General features: G+C 40.8%; 7 protein-coding genes and 1 rRNA gene. All 8 read right to left on the minus strand.

Annotation, left to right across the window (positions count from 1 at the left end):
• Positions 1-17 precede the first annotated feature (17 nt).
• The 8 genes from disA to rrf all read right to left on the minus strand — a co-directional run bounded on the left by disA (position 18) and on the right by rrf (position 8,277).
• A complete protein-coding gene (gene disA / locus IEV27_RS19235) occupies positions 18-1,091 on the minus strand; it encodes a DNA integrity scanning diadenylate cyclase DisA (RefSeq protein WP_188379134.1) in 1,074 nt (357 codons plus the stop codon).
• Positions 1,091-2,464 carry a DNA repair protein RadA gene (gene radA, locus IEV27_RS19240; protein ID WP_188379135.1) on the minus strand — a complete coding sequence of 458 codons (1,374 nt, stop codon included), beginning with the start codon at positions 2,462-2,464 and terminating at the stop codon, positions 1,091-1,093. Before radA ends, disA begins: the two co-directional genes overlap by 1 nt.
• Before the next feature lie 173 nt (positions 2,465-2,637).
• Positions 2,638-5,091 carry an ATP-dependent protease ATP-binding subunit ClpC gene (gene clpC, locus IEV27_RS19245; RefSeq protein ID WP_188379136.1) on the minus strand — a complete coding sequence of 818 codons (2,454 nt, stop codon included), beginning with the start codon at positions 5,089-5,091 and terminating at the stop codon, positions 2,638-2,640.
• A gap of 20 nt (positions 5,092-5,111) precedes the next feature.
• Positions 5,112-6,182 carry a protein-arginine kinase McsB gene (mcsB, locus tag IEV27_RS19250; RefSeq protein WP_188379137.1) on the minus strand — a complete coding sequence of 357 codons (1,071 nt, stop codon included), beginning with the start codon at positions 6,180-6,182 and terminating at the stop codon, positions 5,112-5,114.
• Positions 6,182-6,730 (minus strand): protein-arginine kinase activator protein McsA, encoded by a 549-nt coding sequence (mcsA, locus tag IEV27_RS19255; RefSeq protein ID WP_188379138.1) that lies wholly within the window; start codon positions 6,728-6,730, stop codon positions 6,182-6,184. The genes mcsB and mcsA overlap by 1 nt, the downstream gene beginning before the upstream one ends.
• Before the next feature lie 20 nt (positions 6,731-6,750).
• On the minus strand, positions 6,751-7,215 hold the full coding sequence (locus IEV27_RS19260) for a CtsR family transcriptional regulator (protein WP_188379139.1): 465 nt from the start codon (positions 7,213-7,215) through the stop codon (positions 6,751-6,753).
• A gap of 163 nt (positions 7,216-7,378) precedes the next feature.
• The gene (locus IEV27_RS19265; RefSeq protein WP_373868132.1) at positions 7,379-8,071 is read right to left on the minus strand and encodes an MgtC/SapB family protein; all 693 of its coding nucleotides are present in this window, start codon (positions 8,069-8,071) and stop codon (positions 7,379-7,381) included.
• Between the two features lie 92 nt (positions 8,072-8,163).
• Positions 8,164-8,277 (minus strand): 5S ribosomal RNA (gene rrf / locus IEV27_RS19270).
• Between the last annotated feature and the right edge of the window lie 81 nt (positions 8,278-8,358).

The raw sequence follows: 8,358 nt of genomic DNA on the forward strand, positions 1-8,358 counted from the left end.
AAAAATATTCCATTTGGTTATAAATGACGATCTACGAATAATTGTTCTTGTATTCTTTCCAATCCCTCGCCAATTTTCTTGGCTCTCACTTCACCAACCCCATCAACTTCTACGAGTTCTTTTACTGAAGCTTGAACGACGTCATTTAATGTGCCAAACCGTTCAACTAAGTGCTCAATGATTAAAGCCGGCAGTCGGGGAATTCTGTGCATCACTCGATAACCCCTTGGGTGAATCGGGTCAGACAATTTCGTGCCAGAAGAATAACCTAAAAGTTTTAGCACTTGATCATCTGATAAAAGTTCAGTACCTGAGTGTTCTTGCATTTTTCTTAAAATGTAATACGGTTCATAATCAGGTCGTTTGCTATAATCGCGCAATAAAAGGGAAGCTTCTTCCTCAATGTTAGATACGAGCTCTGTTAATTGTAACTGGATGAGCCGCCCTTCCGTACCCAATTCATTCACGTAATTCAAGATCTCCGTTTTAATCCTTAATACCATCTCTACGCGATGAACAACTTGAATGACTTCAGAGAAGGAAACCATATTTTCAAACTCCATCGCTCCAAGATTAGTAATACTTTGATCGAGCACAATTTTATATTTCTCAAGCGTTTGAATGGCTTGATTAGCTTTCGTTAAAATGACGCCAATATCTTTCAAGGAATAACGAATCGACCCTTTATACAAGGTGATTACATTTCGCCGTTGTGAAATGGCAATAATTAAGTGACCGGTTTGTTTCGCTACACGCTCTGCTGTCCGGTGGCGCATCCCCGTCTCCGTTGATAGAATATCAGGATCCGGCATCAGTTGAGCATTGGCATAAAGGATTTCCGTACCTTCATCATTTAAAATTAAAGCACCGTCCATTTTAGCCAATTCATATAAGTGAGCCGGAGTGAACTCAGACTGTATGTGAAAGCCTCCATCCACTAATTCCTGAATTTCTTTTCCATAACCTATCACAATCAATCCGCCTGTTTTCGCCCGTAATACGTTATCAATTCCATCACGAAGGGGCGTCCCCGGGGCCACGAATTTCAGCATTTCTCCGATGGAATTTTCCTTATGATCATGCCCTTCCATTATCGATCCCCCAATGTTACTTGCATAGCTTCCTGCACTGTACGGACTCCTACCACTTGAATCGAAGCAGGAGGTGTCCAGCCATCAAGGTTCTTCTGTGGGATAATGACCCTTTTAAATCCGAGCTTAGCTGCTTCTTGAACCCGCTGTTCTATTCTCGCTACACGCCTGACTTCGCCTGTTAATCCGACTTCACCGACGACTACATCATTTCCATTTGAGACTTGATCTCTAAAGCTTGAAGCTATACTGATAGCCACTGCTAAATCAATGGCAGGTTCATCCAGCTTCACTCCGCCAGCAACTTTAATATAAGCATCCTGGTTTTGAAGAAGGAGACCTGCACGCTTTTCAAGTACGGCCATTAATAACGGAACCCGGCTATTATCCAATCCTGTTGCCATTCGTCGAGGATTTCCAAAAGAAGTCGGTGATATTAATGCTTGGATCTCCACTAATACAGGCCGCGTGCCTTCCATAGAAGCCACTACAATAGATCCTGCCGCTCCTTGGGACCTTTCCTCAAGAAAGATTTCAGAAGGGTTGAGAACCTCTTCTAAGCCCTTCTCTTTCATCTCAAATATGCCCATCTCATGTGTGCTTCCGAAACGGTTTTTCACACTGCGCAGGATGCGAAACGTATGATGTCTTTCACCTTCAAAATAAAGAACGGAATCTACCATGTGCTCAAGTAAACGCGGACCGGCAATGGACCCTTCTTTTGTCACGTGGCCTACTATAAAAATAGGAATGCCTTTACTTTTGGCAATCCTCATTAATTGACTCGTACACTCACGCACTTGAGAGACACTTCCGGGTGCTGAAGTTACATCTTCTTTGAAAATTGTTTGTATGGAGTCAATGATGACCAATTTTGGATCAATTTCCTCAATTTGCGTTAACACGTCCTGTAAATTTGTTTCCGAAAGAACGTATAACTCATCTGACTGTATGCCCAGCCTTTCAGCACGAAGCTTAGTCTGCCTTGAAGATTCTTCTCCTGAAATATATAGAACGGGTAACGATTTGTTTGCTACTTGTGCAGAAACTTGCAAGAGTAATGTTGATTTCCCGATACCCGGATCTCCCCCAATTAAAACCAAAGAGCCCGGCACAATGCCGCCTCCAAGTACACGGTTTAACTCTGGCATATCTGTTTCCATACGCGGTTCTTTTTCTGATTTTATCGCCGTAATTTTCTCTGGCTTTGCAGCTCCTGATGAATTGGTTTGGAAAACATGTCGTGACCCGCCTGTAATGGACGCTTCCTCAACGAGCGTATTCCACTGATGGCAACCCGGACACTTCCCCATCCATTTAGGAGATTCATATCCACATTCCTGACAAACAAATTTTGTTTTTCTTTTTGCCAAGGTTACCTCTCCTCTACCTCATTATATACGATATGGTTTGTGAAAAAGTTTCATGATGATATCAATTGCATTAAAATTGCCTTACTTAAAGAATATCTAAATCGGAAAAAAATCGGAAGGCAAACACCTTCCGATTTTAAACATTTCATATTTTATTCATAATTGACCTTCAATTATGCTTCTTGTTGAGTGTGAACGGTAAATTCTTTATTATCATTTAAGTCAATTTTCACTTTTTGACCTTTTTGAATATTTTCCTTCAACAGCTCTTCTGATAGTAGATCTTCTACGTTTTTCTGTATAGAGCGGCGAAGAGGACGTGCACCGTATTCTGGATCAAAGCCTTCTTCAGCAATGTGTTCGATTGCTTTTTCCGTCAGCGTAAAGTCAATTTCTTGTTCAAGCAGGCGTTTTCTTAACTGCTCTGCCATAAGTGTAACGATGTGCTTCATATGTTTTCTCTCTAAAGAGTGGAAAACAATGGTTTCATCGATACGGTTTAAGAATTCTGGACGGAACGCTTTCTTCAGTTCATCTGTTACTTTAGACTTCATGTCTTTGTAATTTTGATCGGCTTCATCCATAGAGAATCCAACGTATTTATTCTGCTTCAATTCACTTGCTCCCACATTAGAAGTCATGATGAGCACCGTGTTACGGAAGTCTACTACACGTCCTTTAGAATCTGTTAAGCGGCCATCTTCCAGCACTTGAAGTAAAATGTTAAATACTTCTGGGTGTGCTTTTTCAATTTCATCAAGCAGGATAACAGAATAAGGTTTGTTACGCACTTTCTCTGTTAACTGTCCGCCTTCATCATATCCTACATAACCTGGAGGTGAACCAACAAGTCGAGACGTGCTGTGTTTCTCCATGTACTCGGACATATCGATACGAATCATTGCATCTTCTTCGCCAAACATGCTTTCGGCTAAAGCACGTGCTAATTCTGTTTTACCTACACCTGTTGGTCCCAGGAAGATAAAGGAGCCAATCGGGCGTTTAGGATCTTTCAAACCAGCACGAGCACGGCGAATGGCTTTAGAAATAGCTTTGACAGCTTCCTCTTGACCGATAATACGGTTATGCAGTGTATCTTCTAAGTGAAGTAGACGTTCACTTTCTTCTGTTGTCATTTTAGATACAGGGACACCCGTCCAGGTTGAAACGATGGAAGCAATATCTTCTACTGTCACTTCAGAATCCTCTTGACCTTGCTTTTCTTTCCATTCGTCTTTTGTTTTATCTAATTCATCTCGTAGACGCTGTTCACTGTCTCTCAATGAAGCTGCTTTCTCAAACTCCTGACTTTGAACAGCCGCGTCTTTCTCTTTTCGTACTTCTTCAAGCTTTTGCTCAAGCTCTTTTAGGTTAGGCGGGGCCGTATAAGAACGAAGACGTACTTTAGACGCAGCTTCATCAATTAAATCTATAGCTTTATCCGGCAAGAATCGATCAGTGATATAACGATCAGAGAAACGTACAGCTGACTCAATAGAATCATCAGTAATCGTTACACGGTGGTGAGCTTCATAACGATCACGCAAACCTTTTAAGATTTGAACGGATTCATCAAGGGTTGGTTCATCCACTTGGATCGGCTGGAAACGACGCTCTAAAGCGGCATCCTTTTCAATATATTTCTTATATTCATCTAAGGTTGTGGCACCGATACATTGTAATTCACCACGTGCTAAAGATGGTTTAAGAATGTTCGAAGCGTCAATGGCACCTTCCGCGCCTCCTGCTCCAATTAGCGTGTGCAATTCATCAATAAACAAAATGATGTTGCCAGCTTGACGAATTTCCTCCATCACTTTTTTCAAGCGATCTTCGAATTCACCACGATATTTCGTGCCAGCTACCACTGTACCCATGTCTAATGTCATTACGCGCTTATCACGCAGGATTTCAGGGACTTCATTATTCATAATTTGCTGGGCAAGCCCTTCAGCAATAGCTGTTTTACCTACACCTGGCTCCCCTACTAACACGGGGTTGTTTTTAGTACGACGGCTTAATACTTGGATAACACGCTGTATTTCCTTACTACGCCCAATGACTGGATCAATATTACCTTCTTTAGCAATGGCTGTTAAATCTCGAGCCAAGGAATCAAGTGTTGGTGTATTGGCGTTAGCAGCTTGTGCACTTGAACCTCCACCGCGTCGGTTTTGACCGCCAGTAGATTCATTGTTGCCAAGCAGCTGAAGTACTTGTTGCCGTGCTTTATTTAAGCTTACACCAAGGTTGTTAAGAACGCGGGCTGCCACTCCTTCACCCTCTCGGATCAACCCGAGAAGAATGTGTTCAGTACCTACGTAAGAATGGCCTAGCTTACGAGCTTCATCCATAGATAACTCGATGACCTTCTTCGCACGAGGAGTGTAGTGAATCGTCTGGGAAACCTTTTCGCCCTTGCCAATTAAGTTCTCAACTTCTTGTTGAATTTTACTGGATTCAAGACCTAACGCTGTCAGCGCTTTAGCCGCAATTCCTTCCCCTTCACTAACTAACCCTAATAAAATGTGCTCAGTTCCAATATTGTTATGGCCTAATCGTACAGCTTCTTCTTGAGCTAATGCTAATACCTTCTGTGCTCTTTCTGTAAATCGTCCAAACATCATGGACATGACCTCCTAACGATTTATTCTTGTTTTTCTAATTGAAGTCTTTCACGAATCAATGATGCTCTGCGAACATCCCGCTCAGACGGGGATAAAGATTCTTTCGCATATTGTTGTAAAAATCCTGGTTGAGTAAGGACCATCAGTTCATTTAAAATGTTTTTTTGAATACGATCGATGAACCCTAAGTCGATTCCAAGTCGGAGATCAGATAAACATTTAGCTGCCTCTTTAGACTCTATGATTCGACTGTGCTTCAAAACACCATAGGAACGAAAAACTCTATCTTCAAGCTGAACTCCTGAGCGGTGCAGTAAAGTTTGACGCGCTTTACGTTCCTGGTCGATCAGCTGCCTAACAACACTATGCAGATCCTCTACAATGTCTTCTTCTGACTTCCCTAACGTAATTTGGTTCGATATTTGAAAAATGTTCCCTAAAGCTTCGCTGCCTTCTCCATAAATTCCGCGGACCACTAAACCAAGCTGGTTGATCGCCGGTGTCATTCGGTTGATCTGATGCGTCATAGCTAAGGCTGGTAAGTGCATCATAACCGATGCTCTCATCCCTGTTCCTACATTTGTTGGACAGGCTGTTAAATACCCTCTATTTTCATCAAAGGCGTAATCCACTTTTTCTTCTAACCAGTCATCCAGTTGAGACGCTTGTTCTAACGCACGATCAAGCTGGAATCCGGGGAAGTATAATTGAATACGAATATGATCTTCTTCATTAATCATAATCGAAACCTGTTCATTTTGGGAGATTAATGCAGCAGAATTTTTAGAGTGATCTATAAGATGAGGACTGATCAAATGCTTTTCAACCAGTACCCTTTTTTCAATCTGCTGTAAATCACTCATTTCTACTACTTCAAAACCCTTATAATCCCTAAAAGATTGACCTTTATATTCTTGTTTAAAAAAATCTAGAATTTCTTTCATTCGTTCTTCTGAAGAAATCACAGGAAAAGGATATTTCTGAAAATTCCGAGCCAGTCGTATTCGACTGCTCATGACAATATCACTATCCGGGCCTTCTTCTTTCATCCAGGGGCTAATGGCTTCATTAATAAATTGCTCTAAAGACATTATTCTTCATCCCCCTTTCCGTGATGAAGCTGCTGCTCAAGCGAACGAATCTGATCTCTTACTTTTGCTGCTTCCTCAAATTCTTCTTGCTCTATAAGCCTCTGAAGTTCTGACTTATAGTGATCCATTTGCCTTTTTACGTGCAAGTTTCCTCCTTCTCGCTTTGGAACCTTACCATTGTGCTTCGTGTTTCCACTATGGACACGACGAAAGATAGGGTTTAAGCGTTCATCAAAGGTTTTATAGCAATCTGCACAGCCAAATTTTCCAATTTGGGCGAACTCTTGATAAGTCAATCCACAAGTTGGACACTTCAAAGTTTTATTTGGCTGATAAGTCTTAGATGGTTGACCTTTAAAAGAAGGAGGTTGTTCATAATTGAAAAGCCCTGATAATAAGTCATTTAACGTGAAATTTTCTTCACTTTCGTTCATATACCCTTTTTCCTTTGCACAATATTCACATACATGAACTTCCGTTTTTTCACCGTTAATTACTTGCGTTAAATGAACCGTTGCAGGGCGTTTATGGCAACGTTGGCAATCCATAAAACCTTCTCCTTCCTTACCTAACTTTGATACTTTAAGGTGAATAACATAGCCGTGAGTATCCTAGAGCGAATTTCATCCCTCAGAGGAAGAGGGAAAGCAAGTACTTCTCGCTCCATTACACTTGCCATCATTCTAGCTTCACGTTCCGTAATGCTTTCATTTTCTTTTAATCGTTCTATAATATCCAACGCTACGGATTGTGACACCTCTGGCTGAATCATATTGACGATATCATCAATCATTTGTGATTCAGAACGATGCTGTACACGTCTTATGCGGATATAACCTCCGCCACCACGTTTACTTTCCACTATATAGCCCTTTTCCACAGTAAAGCGAGTTTTAATCACGTAATTGATCTGTGAAGGTACACATTGAAATTGATCAGCAATCTCGCTGCGCTTAATTTCAATGGTGTGCTTTTGATTCTCATCTAAAATATTTTTTAGATACTCTTCAATGATGTCAGAAATATTCCGCATTTTCCCTCCTCCTCTTTTGACTTTGACTATCTTTGACCTTAATTTCATTATACTAATTTTTGTCCCGCACGCAACTAAAATGTTTTGAGTTACATGAGTAATCATTCCCTAAATCGGAATAGGTTAAAACAAAAAAACTATACGAAATAAATCGTATAGTCGGTTATTTTCTGCGAGTGACTTGCACCACAGTATCAATATGAGAAAGCTTTTCTAATAAAGCAGCTTCGTCAACGGTTTGCTTACGTTCCACGTGAATAAAAATCGTTTTACGCTGCCGGGGTTCATTTTCTACTTCAAAACGCTGGAGAACAATGCCTTGATCATCAAAAACAGACATGATGTCACTGATCTTTACAAATTCTTCAGCGGTAATAACATAACTATTTTTAAAATAATGAGTGACATATTTCTTTTCTAAATTATTTAAGAAAACAAGACTTAACAATACGAGTGCAGTAGCTAATAAAGCAACACCATACATTCCAGCGCCTACCACTAACCCCAAGCCTGCAACTGTCCAAATCGAAGCAGCCGTGGTTAGGCCTCTAATCGTCATTCCATTAACAATAATTGTTCCTGCTCCTAAAAATCCTATACCACTGATCACGTAAGAGGGGATACGAGATGGATCAAAACGGATATTATCATTCGCTTCTATGAAAGCTTCAAATCCATATAAAGATAATAACATCATTAAACAAGAGCCTATCCCAACTAATATATGTGTGCGAAAACCGGCTGAGTGGTTTTTAAGTTCTCTCTCAAAGCCTATTAATCCTGATAATAATAAAGCAAAGCTTAAACGAATTAAAAAGACATCCAAGTTCTCCGTTAAGGTATAGATTTGTTCCACCCTAAAACCTCCTTCCTTGTAGAAAAAATAAAAAAATTAATTCATATTAATATATCAAAAAAACCGAAAGCATATGCTTTCGGTTTACGTTAACGTGGCAGCGTCCTACTCTCACGGGGATCGACCCGACTACCATCGGCGCTGAAGAGCTTAACTGCTGTGTTCGGCATGGGAACAGGTGTGACCTCTTCGCTCTCGCCACCACATCTTTTGTTTCTTGAGGTGAACCCTCAAAACTGGATAAGACCTTTCGGACATCATGTCATCAAACCTTTTTCACAAAGGGA

The organism is Halobacillus andaensis, from assembly GCF_014636475.1.
Taxonomy (GTDB): domain Bacteria; phylum Bacillota; class Bacilli; order Bacillales; family Halobacillaceae; genus Halobacillus_A; species Halobacillus_A andaensis.